The sequence below is a fragment of the Rosenbergiella australiborealis genome, assembly GCF_018494035.1.
Taxonomy (GTDB): domain Bacteria; phylum Pseudomonadota; class Gammaproteobacteria; order Enterobacterales; family Enterobacteriaceae; genus Rosenbergiella; species Rosenbergiella australiborealis.
Genome location: NZ_JABBFO010000006.1, coordinates 164,643 through 180,471 on the forward strand (window position 1 = coordinate 164,643; position 15,829 = coordinate 180,471).

20 protein-coding genes and 2 pseudogenes are annotated in these 15,829 nt (G+C 47.3%); 18 read left to right on the top strand and 4 right to left on the bottom strand.

Going from position 1 to position 15,829, the window contains the following annotated elements; all coding sequences use genetic code 11:
* Positions 1-13: 13 nt before the first annotated feature.
* A complete protein-coding gene (locus HGT73_RS08540) occupies positions 14-610 on the top strand; it encodes a BRO-N domain-containing protein (protein WP_214213647.1) in 597 nt (198 codons plus the stop codon).
* Between the two features lie 364 nt (positions 611-974).
* On the opposite strand, the gene HGT73_RS08545 is transcribed toward HGT73_RS08540, so the two are convergent.
* Positions 975-1,154, bottom strand: a complete 180-nt coding sequence (locus tag HGT73_RS08545) for a hypothetical protein (RefSeq protein ID WP_214213649.1) — start codon at positions 1,152-1,154, stop codon at positions 975-977.
* Between the two features lie 133 nt (positions 1,155-1,287).
* Here HGT73_RS08545 and HGT73_RS08550 point away from each other — a divergent pair, with 133 nt between their 5' ends.
* The 15 genes from HGT73_RS08550 (at position 1,288) to HGT73_RS08620 (ending at position 10,996) form a co-directional block, all read left to right on the top strand.
* Positions 1,288-1,521 carry a host cell division inhibitor Icd-like protein gene (locus HGT73_RS08550; RefSeq protein ID WP_338111593.1) on the top strand — a complete coding sequence of 78 codons (234 nt, stop codon included), beginning with the start codon at positions 1,288-1,290 and terminating at the stop codon, positions 1,519-1,521.
* Positions 1,514-1,723: a hypothetical protein gene (locus tag HGT73_RS08555; RefSeq protein WP_214213651.1), complete on the top strand. Its 210-nt coding sequence runs from the start codon at positions 1,514-1,516 to the stop codon at positions 1,721-1,723. Before HGT73_RS08550 ends, HGT73_RS08555 begins: the two co-directional genes overlap by 8 nt.
* Positions 1,716-1,880, top strand: coding sequence for a hypothetical protein (locus HGT73_RS08560; RefSeq protein ID WP_214213653.1), 165 nt, complete (start codon positions 1,716-1,718; stop codon positions 1,878-1,880). Before HGT73_RS08555 ends, HGT73_RS08560 begins: the two co-directional genes overlap by 8 nt.
* Complete coding sequence (locus HGT73_RS08565) at positions 1,877-2,533, top strand: ORF6N domain-containing protein (RefSeq protein ID WP_214213655.1); 657 nt, start codon at positions 1,877-1,879, stop codon at positions 2,531-2,533. Before HGT73_RS08560 ends, HGT73_RS08565 begins: the two co-directional genes overlap by 4 nt.
* Complete coding sequence (locus HGT73_RS14800; protein WP_241609346.1) at positions 2,530-3,015, top strand: hypothetical protein; 486 nt, start codon at positions 2,530-2,532, stop codon at positions 3,013-3,015. Before HGT73_RS08565 ends, HGT73_RS14800 begins: the two co-directional genes overlap by 4 nt.
* Entirely contained in the window at positions 3,012-3,224 is a 213-nt protein-coding gene (locus HGT73_RS08575) for a hypothetical protein (RefSeq protein WP_214213657.1), read from the top strand. Before HGT73_RS14800 ends, HGT73_RS08575 begins: the two co-directional genes overlap by 4 nt.
* Complete coding sequence (locus tag HGT73_RS08580; RefSeq protein ID WP_214213659.1) at positions 3,221-3,817, top strand: hypothetical protein; 597 nt, start codon at positions 3,221-3,223, stop codon at positions 3,815-3,817. Before HGT73_RS08575 ends, HGT73_RS08580 begins: the two co-directional genes overlap by 4 nt.
* Positions 3,818-3,825: 8 nt before the next feature.
* Complete coding sequence (locus tag HGT73_RS08585) at positions 3,826-6,582, top strand: TOPRIM and DUF927 domain-containing protein (protein ID WP_214213661.1); 2,757 nt, start codon at positions 3,826-3,828, stop codon at positions 6,580-6,582.
* Between the two features lie 223 nt (positions 6,583-6,805).
* Positions 6,806-7,222: a single-stranded DNA-binding protein gene (locus HGT73_RS08590; protein WP_214213663.1), complete on the top strand. Its 417-nt coding sequence runs from the start codon at positions 6,806-6,808 to the stop codon at positions 7,220-7,222.
* Positions 7,223-7,224: 2 nt separating this feature from the next.
* The gene (locus HGT73_RS08595) at positions 7,225-7,689 is read left to right on the top strand and encodes a ProQ/FINO family protein (protein WP_214213665.1); all 465 of its coding nucleotides are present in this window, start codon (positions 7,225-7,227) and stop codon (positions 7,687-7,689) included.
* Positions 7,676-7,942, top strand: coding sequence for a PerC family transcriptional regulator (locus HGT73_RS08600; RefSeq protein WP_214213667.1), 267 nt, complete (start codon positions 7,676-7,678; stop codon positions 7,940-7,942). The genes HGT73_RS08595 and HGT73_RS08600 overlap by 14 nt, the downstream gene beginning before the upstream one ends.
* A gap of 158 nt (positions 7,943-8,100) precedes the next feature.
* Positions 8,101-8,277, top strand: a complete 177-nt coding sequence (locus HGT73_RS08605) for a hypothetical protein (RefSeq protein ID WP_214213669.1) — start codon at positions 8,101-8,103, stop codon at positions 8,275-8,277.
* Positions 8,270-10,072: a transglycosylase SLT domain-containing protein gene (locus tag HGT73_RS08610; protein WP_214213671.1), complete on the top strand. Its 1,803-nt coding sequence runs from the start codon at positions 8,270-8,272 to the stop codon at positions 10,070-10,072. Before HGT73_RS08605 ends, HGT73_RS08610 begins: the two co-directional genes overlap by 8 nt.
* A 206-nt stretch (positions 10,073-10,278) precedes the next feature.
* A complete protein-coding gene (locus HGT73_RS08615; RefSeq protein ID WP_214213673.1) occupies positions 10,279-10,491 on the top strand; it encodes a ribbon-helix-helix domain-containing protein in 213 nt (70 codons plus the stop codon).
* Positions 10,492-10,582: 91 nt separating this feature from the next.
* Positions 10,583-10,996: an HGGxSTG domain-containing protein gene (locus HGT73_RS08620; protein WP_214213675.1), complete on the top strand. Its 414-nt coding sequence runs from the start codon at positions 10,583-10,585 to the stop codon at positions 10,994-10,996.
* Between the two features lie 306 nt (positions 10,997-11,302).
* Here HGT73_RS08620 and HGT73_RS08625 read toward each other — a convergent pair whose 3' ends face one another.
* The 3 genes from HGT73_RS08625 to HGT73_RS08635 all read right to left on the bottom strand — a co-directional run bounded on the left by HGT73_RS08625 (position 11,303) and on the right by HGT73_RS08635 (position 13,699).
* On the bottom strand, positions 11,303-11,542 hold the full coding sequence (locus HGT73_RS08625; RefSeq protein ID WP_214213677.1) for a hypothetical protein: 240 nt from the start codon (positions 11,540-11,542) through the stop codon (positions 11,303-11,305).
* A gap of 359 nt (positions 11,543-11,901) precedes the next feature.
* Positions 11,902-13,005: a protein adenylyltransferase Fic gene (fic, locus tag HGT73_RS08630; RefSeq protein ID WP_214213679.1), complete on the bottom strand. Its 1,104-nt coding sequence runs from the start codon at positions 13,003-13,005 to the stop codon at positions 11,902-11,904.
* A gap of 265 nt (positions 13,006-13,270) precedes the next feature.
* Positions 13,271-13,699: a hypothetical protein gene (locus HGT73_RS08635; protein ID WP_214213709.1), complete on the bottom strand. Its 429-nt coding sequence runs from the start codon at positions 13,697-13,699 to the stop codon at positions 13,271-13,273.
* A 1,336-nt stretch (positions 13,700-15,035) separates the two neighbouring features.
* On the opposite strand from HGT73_RS08635, the pseudogene HGT73_RS14805 reads away from it, so the two are divergent.
* Both HGT73_RS14805 and HGT73_RS14810 read left to right on the top strand, forming a co-directional pair.
* Positions 15,036-15,311 (top strand): annotated as a pseudogene (locus tag HGT73_RS14805) (site-specific integrase); the annotation flags it as partial.
* Between the two features lie 62 nt (positions 15,312-15,373).
* Positions 15,374-15,691 (top strand): annotated as a pseudogene (locus tag HGT73_RS14810) (DUF3289 family protein); the annotation flags it as partial.
* Positions 15,692-15,829 lie beyond the last annotated feature (138 nt).

Genomic DNA, 15,829 nt, shown 5'->3' on the forward strand with positions numbered 1-15,829 from the left:
GGAAACCGACATCATGAAAAAAAGCGAATTAAGTTTCGAGGTATCCCCACGCCCTGAGCATGTCAGCGGTGATATTTTCCGGGCAAGCAATAGTGATATTTCAGTTATCAACTTTGAGGGTAAAACAGTACGCATAGTGAATGTTTTTGGTGAGCCGTGGTTTGTGGCCAAAGATATTTGTGACGCGTTGGAGCTGAGTAATCCAAGTAGCGCCATTTCTGCTTTAGATGATGACGAGGTAATGACCCTAAGTTTAACCGAGGGTCATTCTGGTAAGCGCGGCGGGGCTAGGAGCTGGAACATGGTCGCCGAATCAGGTTTCTACAAACTGATGGCTCGCAGTCGTAAAGCAACAACAGCGGGAACATTCTCCCATAAGTTCACTAATTGGGTATTCCGTGAGGTAATCCCCTCTATCCGCAAGACCGGTTCCTATGGCGTCCCTTTCGCTTTCCTCAATGACCACAGCAAACGGAAAGCGGCCTATGACAAGAAGGCCAGCAAGCGTGGTAAAGAACTCCAAGCCTGTAAGGGAGAGAAAGCGCAGCTCATCGCAGAAGAAGCGGAGCTATGGCGTAAGTATCAACCTCAGTTACCGGAGGTTCACTAATGCTATCCGTCCAGAATAAATGCCCTTCACTGGCTGGCCTGTTTAACATTCCTCAATCACAGGGATGTACTCCATGCCGACAACATCCAAAATATTTTGGAGATAGTCACTCAGCCAAAGAATCGGCTCAGTGCGGTGGCTCAGAGCATCGGGCAAAAGTTCGTCCGATGTTCGAGTCTTACATAGCCGGAATTCCGGTATCTAAACAGTGCCGAAATCGGGATCTTTACGGTGAGTTTGCTGTAGATGTCCTGACTTCTCAGGATATTAAAAAGCAAAGCACTTATTCTTGCATCGGTCATAAAGCAGACGAAAAAAAGGGTAGCACTGCGAATGCCACCCTTTCGACTACAGCCAGAGATTATCAGACCTTTGGTTCAATACCGCGAGATTGTAACTCTTTACGGATAATGCGCTTAATCCAAGCCGATACCGATGCGTCACCGTCTTGGGATAAAGCCTGTTTAATGCCAGCTTCCAACTCCGGCTCCACTCGCAATGCTATTTGCTTATTACCTTTACCGTTAAGGCTAATGGTTGACATTTGGTTGACACCTGATTATCTTAAAGTGGTAATCAAGTGTATGACAAGTGCATACCAAAAAACAATGCCCCGAAGCGCGCCAACGCTAACAGGGCATCTAACAACCACCGTTATCTATAGTAACGAGGAAGCTGTGAAAGAGAATACCACACCCGCACAAGGGCGGCACTCGCTCAACCTAAAATCAGGTAACGAGCAACAATCATTCATCTGGATTATCGCAGCAGTTCGCCGTGATTGTCCGACTATCAAAGCGACTATTCACCATATCGCAGCACCTACAGAACGAGAAGCCCGTCTATCGCTCGTCAAAGACCACGTTTGTTTTTTTGCCGGCCGCATTAATCAGGCGGTGTCTCATGCTTAGAGTTTATCAATCGCCCTGCGACCTAGCTGATAAGGCCGACACGCTCCTTGAAGTGCTTAATGTCATTGATGGCGTTATCGCCCAAGACTGCCCCAACCAAAAGCGCACCCTGACCGCATTGAACGACCTGATGCGACTAGCGGTACATGACCTCTACTGTCTACTGGACGGCTGCGAGATTCGCGGAGGTGAGAATGTTTAACGCCTTCAGACAGCCGCTTATTAACGGCAGTGAAATGCTTATCGATGCGCTTGAGTTTGTTAATCAGGCTCTTGATAGCAGCTACCGCGAGTCAGATTCAAACGATGATGCGATGTACCTTTCTGGTGTGAGTAGTTCTCAGGAGGTGCCAGCATGAACGCCATTGCCCTGAGCAATCAAAATCTGCCGCTGGTGGAGTACAAAGGCCAGCGTGTTGTGACTTTCGCAATGGTTGACCAAGCGCACCAGCGCCCTAACGGTACAGCCTCCGCAGCCTTTCGCCGTCACCGTGACCGCTTCACCAAAGGAAAGCATTACTTTGAGCTTGATGCCGAACAGATACGCGATGAATTAAAAGTCACTGGGTACGTTAAACGTACTCAGTCAGATGAAAAAGTAACCACCGACATTAAACGTCGCTGGATAGTTAGTGATCTATTCCCCATTAAATCGAGTCACGGGGTAGTCGTCACCGAGCTTGGTTATTTGTTACTTACTAAACCTTTTAACGATGACTTAGCGTGGAAGGTTCAAGAGCAACTGGTAGAGGCCTACTTTCGCCCTAACCCGCACTTCTCAGATATTCGCCCTGTCCTCATTCCAAGCCTTGAGGAATTGGAAGCCATGCCCCTGAGCGAAGCGCAGAACCTACTGGCAGCAGCAGAGCATAAATCTAAGTGGCGACACGGCAAACATGGCAGCGCAGAAATGACGCAGCGCAAGCGTGAGTTAAAAGTTATTCGCCCCGCTATCGAGCGTATTACCGCATTAGTTCAGTTAACTATCCCAGAGTTAGGAGCGTTTAAGTGATCCAGCAACATCCTGAAACCGCCAAAGTAAAAGCGATGCTTTCGAGAGAGGAAGCCTACCCTGACCATTTCACGTCTGCCGATCGTATAGCGGAAAGGCTTACACGGTTCCGCACTGGTTTAGTCCACGTCCTTACCGATGTGTTACCGCACGGCGATAAAGAGAGCGTTTCTTGCTGGTTATCACAAATGCTATTGCTGATTGATATGGCAAATCTTGACGCTGAAAAAGATAAGGCAGCCAAAGGTAATCATCTAGCGACCACTACCCCGCAGCCATCCCAAGGCGTGGAGCATGACGTGAAGATCGCTTGTAAATACTCAGGCCAACTACTCGACCTTTGGGACGCTCACCTAGATGACAAACTGCAAGCCGCTAACCCAACTGCCGCCGCAGGGTTCAGAACGCTTATCAGCGAGTTGAACGACACCGTAAACCGCGCTGATTTTCGCTTAGATAAAGCTAAGGGGCGCACTCAATGAAAGCCTTACCTTTACCAAACGCAGCCCGCCAAGTTGAGCAAGCTCAATCCGTGTTGTCGATGTGGTTAGAACTCTGCAAAAACGCCGAGGAAGCCAACAAGATTGCGGCAATTATCACCTTACTGGATGGCGTACCGGAGGCAATGGACGCTGCCGAGTCACTGCTATTTGTGCTCGAAAACCCTGACCATGCGGAGGAACAGCCATGAAATCACTAATCATCGAGGCCACCCCTGACGGCATCAACTTTATGCAACGTAATGAGTCAGGCAACTACCAACACCAAAATCTAATCGGCTACAAGTCTGCCATTAAGTCACTAGATGCTGGTGGCTATGACCATGACCTGTACAACGGGCTAAGAGTCACCGCAGCGATTTACGAAGGCCAATCATTCGGTTACTTCACCCCAACGGACGAACAGAACATGGTGATTTATCGCTGGATTGTGGCGACCTTGTTTATTCACGACCAACTAGCGAAGAACGGCACTGTTGAAGTGACCGAGGAAGACGGAAGCAAAGGCAAGGCCGTGATGTACGTCGGCGAGCATGGCGGCATGAGTATCTACCCTGCCCCTGAGCGATTGGCACTGGCAAACAACCTCGAAGCTATCGCCTGTGAAATGTACAGGGATAACCCGTGCGCGGCAGCCGTGCAAATGTATCAGCTGTTTGTTGAGGTGAAAGACGGTGCTTTATGCCTGTCTGAATTCGGCCTTGATGGGCTGACAGTCCTACACGATGGATTTATCCAAACGCTCAACGAAGAAGGTTTTCCAGCCGCAGCAGTGACGCACTAGGGGGAATAATGCGTAATATCGACCTAATCAACCAAGTGACCACCGAAGCAGCGGGTAACTGGCCTTACATTTTACAGAGCCTCAGTATTGCCGTACCTGATAACCCGCGAAAACATGCGCCTTGCCCCCACTGCGGGGGTAATGACCGCTTTCGTTTCGATGATAAGGGAAAAGGCAGCCATATCTGCAACCACTGCGGGGCTGGAGATGGCTTAGACCTCATTAAGAAGGTGAACAACTGCGACACGACCGAAGCCGCCAAGATGGTTGCCAATGTGTTGAATATTGATTACCGGGTGAGTGAATCAGACCCTATCGCCGACCAGAAAAGACGTGATGAACTCACTGCCAAGCGCACCAAACAGGCAGAATCGCAGCGCAAGCATGAAGAATTGGAACAGGCCGAGCGCAAAGAGCAATTCACCCGTAATTACAGCGTTCTATCAGCCAAGGCCACCACCGGAGAAAGTGAGTACCTGATAGCCAAAGGTTTAAACGGCATCAACTGCCAACTGTTACCCGATGGCTCTATTTTTCTGCCTCTGACCGATGGGAACGGTGAAGTTGTCGCAGCACAGACTATCTCAGAGATAGGCAGTAAGAAGCTGGTGGCAGGTTCAGCAAAGCAAGGCTCATATCACGCCGTCAACGCGCCTGATGACGTTCAAACGATAATCCTAGCCGAAGGTTACGCTACAGCACTGAGCGTTAGCCTGATGCGTCCAGATGCCTTAACGGTGGCAGCGATTGACGCAGGAAACCTAACGCCTGTTGCTAAGGTGATGCGTTCCAAATATCCCCACGCTCAAATAATTATCGCAGCAGATAACGACTACCACGATGACGAACCCAACACGGGAAAGTTAGCAGCAATTAAAGCAGCTCAGACTGTCTCTGGATGGCTGACAATGCCAAAGGGCGACTATAAAGCAGATTGGGATGATTACCGCCAGCAGTACGGCCTAGAAGAAGCGACACGCGCATTTAATGATGGATTGTACCAACCAGAAGGAGTAGGCATGACAGCAACGCTACAGGTGATTGACGGCGGTAAAGAGGATAAGAAGCAAGGCGACCCACTCAAGCCGCACGTTAAAAGTCGAAAGGATGGCGTGTACTGGATCACCCCGAAGGTGGACAAGGTAAGCGGCGAGGTTATCAATAACGAGAGCTGGCTGGCTTCACCGCTGGAAGTTATCGGAACCGGGCGCGATGATAAAGACCAATATCTGATTTTGCGCTGGCATCCCTACGGAGAAAAAGAAACCGTCACCGCCCCGCTACCCCTCGCTGATATTGGCGAGCGTGAAGGCTGGCGTACCCTTAAAGCGGGTGGCGTGAATATCACCACTAAAGGCAGCCTGCGGGCAATACTAGCCGATTGGCTACAAATGAGCGGTAATCGTGAAATCTGGCGCGTGAGTCATGCGACAGGCTGGCAATGTGGCGCGTATATCATGCCGGATGGTGAAATCATCGGAGAGCCTGAGCGACCTGTTTTATTCAGTGGGCGCAGTAGTGCCGCATCCGGTTATAAGGTGAAAGGCAGTGCTGATAGTTGGCGTGATTCAGTCGCTCGACTCGCCGCGGGTAACTACTCAATGATGACGGGTATCGCCGCCGCACTGGCTGCCCCGATGATTGGCCTAGCCGGTGCGGACGGTTTCGGGATTCACTTCTACCAACAATCAAGCGCAGGTAAGACCACCACCGCTAATACCGCCGCGAGTCTATACGGTGATCCCGATGCGTTGCGCCTGACATGGTACGGAACGGCACTAGGGTTAGCCAATGAAGCTGCCGCCCACAATGACGGATTAATGCCGCTAGATGAAGTAGGCCAAGGCGCTGATCCTGTAAGCGTTTCACAATCGGCTTATGCCCTGTTTAATGGCGTGGGTAAGTTACAAGGTGCTAAGGAAGGCGGGAACCGTGACTTAAAACGCTGGCGCACGATGGCGATTAGTACCGGAGAAATGGACATGGAAACATTTATCGCCACCAGCGGCAGAAAGACTAAGGCCGGGCAACTGGTGCGACTTCTCAATATTCCCATGAGTAAATCAGTGCGCTTTCACGAATACCAGACCGGAAAGCAACACGCTGACGCGCTCAAAGATGCCTATCAAAATCATTATGGGGCTGCGGGGCGTGAGTGGATTAAATGGCTGGCCACAAACCAGACTCAGGCCGTTGCGACTATCCGAGAGTGTGAGGAACGCTGGCGAAACATGATACCCGCTGATTATGGGGAACAGGTTCACCGTGTAGGCGCTCGATTCGCTATCTTAGAGGCCGCATTACTCACAGGGAGAGTAATCACCGGATGGGAGGAACAAACGTGCCGTGATGCGATACAGCACAGCTACAACGCATGGTTAATGGAGTTCGGCACTGGTAATAAAGAGCACCAACAGATTATCGAACAGGCCGAGGCGTTTCTGAACTCCTACGGGCTAAGCCGGTTCGCTCCACTACCCTACGACCCGACAATGCTACCCATTCAGAACTTGGCGGGATACCGAAGCAAAGGTAAACATGACGATGACCAGATAACCTTTTACACCTTCCCGAAAACGTTTGAGAAAGAGATAGCCACTGGCTTTAATCACAAGCAGTTTGCCGATGTATTGAAACAGGCTGGAATGCTAACACCGCCAGCCAATAACAGAGGCTATCAAAGAAAGTCGCCACGGGTAGATGGCAGACAGATAAACGTGGTTGTTCTGAACTTCATGCCAGAGGAGAGCGAAAGCACAGAATAGTTTTTTTCATGTGCGTGTTTTTTATGTTGGTTCAGTTGGTTCAGTTAGTTCAGTTGTTTATAGGTGTTGATTTATAAGGGTTTTAGTCCTGATAGTGAACCAACATTGAACCAACAATTAGCCATTTTGAACCAACATTGAGCGCGTAGGATTCTGTCTGGTTGGCAGTGAACGCACAATTTACCCTGTTAAGTAACGTCAAATTTAAAGAAAAGGTGAATGTATGACCGCACAAATTTCAGCACATGGGCGTATCGTGGCAGAAGTCACCACTCGCACTACAGCAAACGGTAATCAAATGGCAATGGCGCGACTTGCCGTTAATCTGCCATGCAATAACGCAGACGAAGGACAGGCGACCTACTGGCTAGGCGTGGTTGCGTTCGGTAAACAGGCCGAGGCACTGGCAAAGCACTCAAAGGGCGACATGATAAGCGTTGCCGGTAATATGCAGTTGAACCAGTGGGCAGGACAAGACGGCGTGAAGAAGGAACAGGCTCAGGTGATTGCTGATTCTGTTATCAGTGCTAAGACGGTTCGACCATCCGGCAGGAAGTCCACCCCTCAAGCAACGAAACCACAGAGTAACGTGCCGCCAGAGTATGAGAACTATCCTTTTAACGATGAACCGGAGTTTTAACCATGACCGACAACAACGAAGCAAAACGCCCTGTATTATCGTTAAAGCGCAAACCAACACCGAAGCCAGCCGAGGCAGAGAAAACGCCACAGAAGCCCGTACAGGCGACAGGTAAGAGCAATAAGAGAGCCAGAAAGAACGCGAGGCATAAGCATAACCAAATGCTCAGGCTGATAAGCATCTTCCCTGCCCTACTGAGTGAAGAAGACCCGAAGCCGTTTAAGATTGGCATCCTTGAGGACATGGCAAAGTACATTGCCGACAATGAACTCACTTTCGGTATCGGACAGGTGAAATCAGCCCTCGCACGTTATACGTCAAACTATCGGTATCAGAAAGCACTGGCGGCTGGTGGTGATCGGTACGACCTAGACGGCAATCCATGCGGAGAGGTCACGCCGGAACAACAGGCAGCGGCTAAGGAGAAAACCAAAGCGATAAAGGCGGTTTACAATGGTAAGGGATGATAAGGCAGAGAAGTTGGAACAGGCCGGACTCTATCGCCGGGCGTTATCACGATGGCTCACTGTACTGGACGGCTGCAAGATGGATGCTCAACGGGAATGGATAATAAAACATCGCGCAGAACTCACCGAGAATATTAAGCCGCCCAAAGTGACGGTAGATAATTTCTCAGACGTGACCCGCGCAGCCACCGCCACACAGCACCGCATGGGGATCGCCAAACCCAACGGGCAAGCATTTAGAATCAAGCCATAAATCCACTCGAGCCGCAGCCTAGCGGCTTATTAGTTTGATCTACTCATTCGATCCTCACTATCAAATAATCGTTTCATAAATCGGCATAAATATATTAATCATTTCAATAATAACAATTACAATAGCTGTATAAATAACCAATATATCGAGGTATCACCATGAATAAATCAGAACTAAAACCGGTTTTACTGAGTCGTGAGCAAATAGAAATCCTGCAAGCGATTCAGCGCGAGGAACGCAGAAAATCTCCGCTTAATGTTGCCCCGACAATTCACGTTATCGCTCGTCATTTCATGGCTAAGGCGCTTGAAGGGCTGGAGGTGAAACATGGCTAATGAAGTTTTAGAGAAATTCTTTATTCAAATTGGGTTAGATGCCGACGATTTAACCAAAGGAGAAAAAGCATTAACGTCAGCTATTCTAGGAATTCAGAAGGGATTAGAAGATCTGGTCTCCGGCTTCAATCTAGCTGAAAAGCAATCATCTGAGGCACAAAAGAAACTAGCTAATAACTCAGATAAGTTACATTCAAAACTTCAAGATAGTGCGAAGCAAACCAAGAATGTCTTTGCAGGACTTAAAGGAGAGTTATTAGCTTTTACAGGTATCGGGCTATCTATTGGTGGTATGGTCAAATTCATTGACGGCATGACTAGAAGTGTTATGGGTTTATCTATCCAATCCAAAATGCTCGGTATGGCGCCCAAAGAGTTAGACGGCTGGCAACACGCAGCAGAAGCAGTAGGTTCTACAAAAGAGTCAATAACTAACTCATTGGCGAGCGCGCAAAATGCTGTAAACAGAGTTAAAGCTACAGGTCACTATGATGACACTATTTACCAAGCCGCTGCTTATATGCACGTTGACTACGCTGGCGCTAAAGACGGTAAGGAGCTACTGACTCGCATCATTAAAGCGCTACCTAATTTCACCAAGGAGCAACAATACGAATTTGGAGGAATGGCGCACCTTGACCCAGCGATAATTCAGAATTCTGTAGAAAAGAAATTTCTTCCCGAAGTACAGAAAATGATAAGCAAATCTATGGTCACTGATGAACAAATTAGAAAAAATCAGCAGTTCACCGAACAAATGGCAACGCTTTCGACCAACTTTGACAATATGAAGCGAACCCTTGAGATGGCATTGCTGCCTTACGCTGAGAGGTTTGTTACTTTTCTGAACCGATGGGCTGAATGGATTAACAAACACCCGAAAGAGGTTCAGGCTTGGCTAGATAAAATCCAGAATTCAATTAGTAGCCTAGTCAAAGAGGTTGGCGGTTGGCAAAACGCAATAAAAATTGTCGTAGGATTCAAGTTAGCAACTTGGCTCTGGGCGCTTGTTTCCCCGGTGTCAGCATTAGGTAAGGCACTGACAGGAATTGTATTGAACCCCGCGGCTATGGCTGCCCTAACTAGGCTACTAGGGCCTATAGCATTACTAGCCCCTACCAACAACACGCCGACCACAGATGGAGAGTTTAAACAGGCTGGTGTGGAAAGATGGAAACCTAACGCATTAAGTAAGGATTACGATTCTGCGTGGAGAAAGTCATACGATGGCACCACAGCAAAACGTCTTGAACCTTATACTGATTTATTTTCTAAGTTAGAAACGCAGTATCATTTACCACCTGATTTATTAAGGACTATCGCAGCCCAAGAGTCATCTGGCGACAAAGATGCTATCAATGCTAAGAGTGGTGCGCGAGGAATGTTCCAATTCATGCCTGCCACTGGCAAAGAATACGGGCTAACCCTGCAAGATATGCTAGACCCAAATAAGGAAGCGGTGGCGGCAGCAAAAAAACTTCACGGTTTGCTAATGAAATATCATCATGATATTGGCAAGGCTGCCGCTGCCTATAACTGGGGAGAAGGTAATTTAGATAAGTACCTTAATGGCACTTTGAAACAGATGCCAATTGAGACCAAGGACTACATTAATTCCCTTACTACTGGCTCAGCGCTCAAAGCTAGCGGCAATAACATCACTAACAACCATAACCAGAACACAGACCAATATCATTTCCACGGTAACGTGAACGTTAACAGCAATCCTACTAGCGTTAAATCACTGTCGAAAGATATAACCGCTCAATCTTCCGTTTATATATTGAGTAACTAACCGCAGTAGTCTTGGGCGAGTAAGTGACGATTCAGCGGTACGTTAGCGGATCGTGCCTTTGATGATTTAACGACCAGTACGCGCACACGCGAGAATCAGGCCAATGAGCCAGAAGCCGTTTTTGTCCTCTGGAACAATATCAATAGGTTAGCTATGCAGACCACGGGGACAAAAACGTCCCCATGATAAAAGTAAAGGGGTTAGCCATGCCGACCACGAAGAAGAAAACGAACCGATATTTTAATGGTGTAGAAACTACACGTTTAATCGTGACGGTTGAGAGTTCGCTGGTGGCTCAAGTTGATGACCTGATAGGCACTAGAAAGCACGGTCATATAGCCCACCCATGCCGCCGTAACCGTGCTGAGTTCGTTAGACAGGCCATCGCCGAAAAGCTGGCGCGTGATAGTGACCAGTAACCGCAATCAGTAACCACTATAAGTAACCAATCATTGATGGTTACCAGTTACCACCGAGTTACCACGATTAGTTACCACAGAGAGCGACTATATGAGCGATAGAGCAGAGAAGGTGAAGCGCCTGCAGGAATATTATCAGCGCAGTGATGAACGCTTTAAGCGGTGGCAAGACGCAGGATTTAGGCACAACGCCACCCCACCCCATGAGCCGATACCAGACGACCTGATTGATTTACGATGCGAGGCCAAGACCAGAGCAGGAACACCCTGTAAGCGCAAAGATATATATCGTAATGGGCGATGCAAATATCACGGCGGCGCAAGTAGTGGAGCAAAGACAGCAGAAGGTAAGGCGCGGCAATTAGAAGGCTATCGTCACTGGCAGGAAGAACAGAGAAAGCGCACGGATGAAACTGCGCAGGAAACTGCGCAAAACGAATCCCGAAAACTGCGCAAAGTTGCCCTACTCCATGAACCACTAACAAATCCTAACCAAGAACCCTAACAAATACTAACACTTCGCCTGTTGTAGATTGTTGATGTTCAGAAGGATAAGTAACCGCAGCCCTACCCCATGAATGGTTGATAAAAACTAACTTTGATTCGAGGTATGAGAAATATTTCGTACACCCGCAGGACTGGTATCCAAACGCGAGGTTTCCAAACAGGTTTCCAGCGAAACGATGCTTTTTCCTTAGCAGATTACGCTAATGGTTCGCAGTTCGCGCTAAGGTTCGCAGCTCTAGTTCGCATTTAAAGTGCGAACCTATACGAAAGTACGCAGTGAGGTACGCAGCATTAGTACGCATTTTCAGTGCGTACCACACACCACATAAACGAGGCCAGCCATGACAATTAACCAACAATCAAGTTGGGGTGGAAAGCGCAAAGGGTCAGGCGCACCGATGGGGAATACTAACGCTGTGAAGCATGGAGAGAGGAGCAGGCAGGCTTTCTTCCCGTTAGTAGTACCTGAACACTTTACCGCCAAAGAGAGCAACAGAGCGCGTAATCTGATACTAGCGAAGCGATGGGCTGAACTGTATGCCATGAACCCACCCCCGCGCACTGAACATTATCGGGAAATGATGCTGATTAATGGCCTTATGGGGCAGCATACCGACCGCATGATAGCACAGACCATAAAGGCCGGCAGATAACAGGGCTAGTCATACGGTCGACAGTTGCTACACTACCGTTTTTATTGTGAGGGCGACCAATGCTAGACCGTACATCGTTAGAATTAGCCGTGCTACAGATGGCTCGACTACAGGGCGAAAAGCTGGACAGACACACGCTCTACACCACCCGCAACGAGATTAGAAACGCACTGGCAGCAAAGGAGCGTTACCGCCGAACGATGGAAGCGCCGCCCTACCAGTGGAAGAAACCACGCCCGCCCCGCTAATCTTATCCATAGTCGCTAAAATTATTGTTATCGTCAGTCATTAATTGTATGAATTTCGGATGAACAAATAGTTTCTCTTTACCGATTTTTAATTCGTGTAGGACACCAATATCACATAGCTCTTTAAGGTATTGCGACGCTGCTTGCCTTTTAGCTATGCCTGCATCTACTAGGTTAGAAATTCGGCAATATGGTTGTTCAAAAATAGTCTTAACTAGTTCATGGCTATAGATTTTATCTTGATGCTTTTTGATATAATCGGTTGTATGATCAATCAGCTTCCTAACTGCCTGTATTTTATTCATAGTCCACACCGAAGTTTCTTCGACTGCTTTTACCATAAATAATACCCAATCTTCCCACTCGCTTTGCTCTGTAACACCTCTAAGCAGGCGATAATAGTCGTCCTTATTTTCAACAATAAATCTACTCAGATAAAGAATAGGCAAACTCAGTAGCCCTTTATCTATCAAGAATAGTATATTTATAATTCTTCCAGTACGGCCATTCCCATCAGTGAAAGGGTGTATAGCCTCAAATTGGTAGTGGGTTACAGCCATTTTTACTAAGGGATCAAGATCATCTTCTTTGTGTATAAATGACTCCCAGTTACTAAGCAAATCACGAATCTTTTGCTCACCAACAGGTGGTGTATAAACGACCTCATTCCGACTATTTTTTAAATTAGTACCAGGAACTTTCCTTATATCCATTTCCGTGTTTTTTAACCGACTACATATCTCAGCAGCTATAGATACACACAAAGGCTTCTTAGATAATTGTACAAACCCTTCCCGTAACGCTGTTCTATATCTTAATGCTTCCTTGGTTGCTGGATCAGCTTGGCTATCCTCCTCTGCAAACTGAAAAAGCTTATCCGAAGTAGTAACTATATTCTCAATTTCAGAGGAGTCTTTTGCTTCGAGAAGAGGTAGTAAATTTATCAATAACCCTTGGTTTGGTAAAAGTTCACCAGCTTGTTTTAGTTCAGCCAAAGCAGCCCGTGCTTTTACACAGGCTTTTAAAACCTTTCTCGTCTCAATAACTTCCTCATCAGGAGGAAGCAATGGTAGGTCATTGTAAGGTTGTTCATTATTCCAAGGCATATATACCACCATACATGTCGAAAATTCTTGATAATATCGACATATGTTAGCCTCATGTCGATAGACTGTACACGACCGCACAACGTGTCGATAAAAGATGTAAAAATCGACACGTTAAGTAAACATGTCGATTGAGTGTACACGTTAGTTGTTCATGTCGATAGAAAGCAAAAATATCGACACGTATTCGAGATTAGTCGATTAAGTGTACATGTTGAAAGAAAATCTTATTGACCTCATGCCGGATAACACTCAGGTGTAAACCTTACCCAGCGACCGCAGCTATTTTCGTAGCGGTGTCTTTTTGTCGCTTCCACGCGCTGTAAATGTCCTTATCCCACGCCTTACCCGCCCTAGTCTGATAACCTGCCTCGTTAATCCTCTGAGCAATTACACGCCCGTTATCAAGGCCCTGCTTTATGGTATCTGCCACCACTTGAAGCACAGCCGTTTCATTGTATGGGTGCGGAGGTATGCCCTGCTTACCACCAATCAACGCAGCAGCAGCCGTTTCCATGCGCTCTACTAGGGCAATCATCCGGTGATCGGGATTACTATCTGGCTGGCTGAGTTTATGGCGTATAGCGTCAACGAGCCACGCAGTTTTATCAGTGCCGGACTCACTCACAGCATTGGTAAATGATTCGACCAGTTCAGCAGGAACGCGGAAAGTAACGGACAGGGATTTACTCATAATGACCACCAGCAAAGGGAGATAGTGAGTAATTTTACCACTGTAAGACAGCGTAAGACAGTAATTAAGCCGTGATAATGTTGGTTCACTCATACTCAATGTTGGTTCAAAACGCATTTTGGTTGGTTCACTTTTTGAGAAAAACACTAATTAAAACAAACATCTTTACAAATTGAACCAACTGAACCAACTGAACTAACGTGTTTTTCTATATTTATAATAAAGCGTGAGTGAGCAGTGATGATTTCAAAACCGGATTAAAGAGAGGTGAAGCTATTTTCGTAGCTTCGGTGATGGCCTACGAAACTATCGTAAGTACATACGAAAGACCTACCGACAAATCAGGCGGCAGTTTTACCCTTTAAGTGCAAAACCCTACCCTGAGCGATATGGGAATTCCCATAACGGTAGCAAAGCCCTGATTCGGGCTTAGGTTAGTTTTACGACTATTTCGTAATACCGGAGTACCGATTGCTTGATGGTTGCTTGACCGTTGCTTGATGGATTTGCCAGCCACTAGCAGAAGCTCACAACAGAGTTACCGATAGTTACCCTGTTTGTTGCGAGTCAGTAAGGCTGACGCACAAAGGCAGAATGTTGCCTTAGCCCGTTCTCTGAGAGTTACCGACAGTAACGCACAAAGTAGGTGGCTCCGAAATCGGAGGCACCTAGGGCGGTGATCGAAACCGCAGATTTACGTTATCGAGATAATCAGAGGGTTACAAAATTATTGTGACCGTCACTCGATAGGTTCCCTTCAACTCAAGGCGACCAGAGCGCAGTTCTACACTTTGCTGTTTAATCATGTGTTTAACACACATTTAGAACCCGCCTCAAAATTGAGGGGGGGTGGCACGGCTCAAAATTGAGCTGGCTGATTTAATTGATAAAAAACGACCACCACCCCACAGACTTACTACACAAAAAAGTCAGTGACCTACCCTACCCCATGAAGGGAGTAAGATTACGGCAAGGTTTAGCTTACTGGTTAGTGTAAGTTCAGATTACGGTAATCGGTCATTAACCACCCTAAGTTTGCCCTAAGGTTTAACGGGGGTATTACGGTGAGTTTTTTACTCGATGACGTAACGTGGGGAACTAACTAGAGGGGTGGATTTATTCACTGGATGGCGGAAGTGAGAGCTAGGATGAAAATTAACCGTTATCGTGTAGCACTCTGATTTAGCGTGTACACAAGGGTGTACCTAAAGCAAAAATGATAAACATCAAACCCAGTAATAACAGTGCTTTAGTGCCATTACTCAATAAACAGATTCAAGTAACGTTTCATACCATCGCAGAAAACCAACCCAGCCCGCTAATTGCGGGCTTTTTTATCTTCCAGGCTATGCGCATGGCTAAAGGGTTCAGCCGTGAGAACGAACTCACCATGAAGCTGATACTCTGCCTGTGTTGCCGCAAAATGGGACTGTGCGGCGCTCCGTGGACTGAATTCGACTGAGACGGGGCAATATGGCACCTACCAGTGGAGCCCGCCAAGAACAGCGATGTTATTGATATTCCGCTACCACCACCAGCGGTTGAATGGCTCAGAGAACTACACAGCTTTTCCGGCAACAGTAAATGGGTGCTCCCTGCCCGGAATCTGCAAAAAATTACGGGCAGGGGCTGTACAACGTTTACACCTCAACCCACCAGCGCGTATTATTCCTTGTGAAGAGCTCCACTGACGATAATACAAGGAATGTATCTCGATGGTCGCACTACAGCGCCAGTGATATGCGCTGCGGCGATCTGACCGAAGCACAGTTAAAATCCCATTACAGGCTGGTGGATATTTCAACCAGCGCCAATCCTTATACCCTGACGAAAATCACCCCGTTTAATCAGCCACAGTCTATGTTTTATGGCTCCCGTGGAGAAGGGGAAAAAATCACCCGGCAGTAATGCACCCATATCCTGTTTGATGAGTCCCGCGATTTATCGCGCCTGTTCTCGATTTATGGCCCATACAAACACCTGATCGAAAAGACGAATCCGATTAGGATCATTGCTCAAGCTATAATCTTATTTTCTCATTATTACACTCTACATGGTAATCCCCCCATTTTTAACGGAGGCGATAAGTAGAATCAGTTAATACGTTGAATATGCTGCATTGGTGTGAAG

Bases quoted from the DNA above. Each gene is read 5' to 3' on its own strand.
- HGT73_RS08540 (WP_214213647.1), top strand. From the start codon at position 14: ATGAAAAAAAGCGAATTAAGTTTCGAGGTATCCCCACGCCCTGAGCAT.
- HGT73_RS08545 (WP_214213649.1), bottom strand. From the start codon at position 1,154: ATGTCAACCATTAGCCTTAACGGTAAAGGTAATAAGCAAATAGCATTG.
- HGT73_RS08555 (WP_214213651.1), top strand. From the start codon at position 1,514: ATGCTTAGAGTTTATCAATCGCCCTGCGACCTAGCTGATAAGGCCGAC.
- HGT73_RS08560 (WP_214213653.1), top strand. From the start codon at position 1,716: ATGTTTAACGCCTTCAGACAGCCGCTTATTAACGGCAGTGAAATGCTT.
- HGT73_RS08565 (WP_214213655.1), top strand. From the start codon at position 1,877: ATGAACGCCATTGCCCTGAGCAATCAAAATCTGCCGCTGGTGGAGTAC.
- HGT73_RS08575 (WP_214213657.1), top strand. From the start codon at position 3,012: ATGAAAGCCTTACCTTTACCAAACGCAGCCCGCCAAGTTGAGCAAGCT.
- HGT73_RS08580 (WP_214213659.1), top strand. From the start codon at position 3,221: ATGAAATCACTAATCATCGAGGCCACCCCTGACGGCATCAACTTTATG.
- HGT73_RS08585 (WP_214213661.1), top strand. From the start codon at position 3,826: ATGCGTAATATCGACCTAATCAACCAAGTGACCACCGAAGCAGCGGGT.
- HGT73_RS08590 (WP_214213663.1), top strand. From the start codon at position 6,806: ATGACCGCACAAATTTCAGCACATGGGCGTATCGTGGCAGAAGTCACC.
- HGT73_RS08595 (WP_214213665.1), top strand. From the start codon at position 7,225: ATGACCGACAACAACGAAGCAAAACGCCCTGTATTATCGTTAAAGCGC.
- HGT73_RS08600 (WP_214213667.1), top strand. From the start codon at position 7,676: ATGGTAAGGGATGATAAGGCAGAGAAGTTGGAACAGGCCGGACTCTAT.
- HGT73_RS08605 (WP_214213669.1), top strand. From the start codon at position 8,101: ATGAATAAATCAGAACTAAAACCGGTTTTACTGAGTCGTGAGCAAATA.
- HGT73_RS08610 (WP_214213671.1), top strand. From the start codon at position 8,270: ATGGCTAATGAAGTTTTAGAGAAATTCTTTATTCAAATTGGGTTAGAT.
- HGT73_RS08615 (WP_214213673.1), top strand. From the start codon at position 10,279: ATGCCGACCACGAAGAAGAAAACGAACCGATATTTTAATGGTGTAGAA.
- HGT73_RS08620 (WP_214213675.1), top strand. From the start codon at position 10,583: ATGAGCGATAGAGCAGAGAAGGTGAAGCGCCTGCAGGAATATTATCAG.
- HGT73_RS08625 (WP_214213677.1), bottom strand. From the start codon at position 11,542: ATGGCATACAGTTCAGCCCATCGCTTCGCTAGTATCAGATTACGCGCT.
- fic (WP_214213679.1), bottom strand. From the start codon at position 13,005: ATGCCTTGGAATAATGAACAACCTTACAATGACCTACCATTGCTTCCT.
- HGT73_RS08635 (WP_214213709.1), bottom strand. From the start codon at position 13,699: ATGAGTAAATCCCTGTCCGTTACTTTCCGCGTTCCTGCTGAACTGGTC.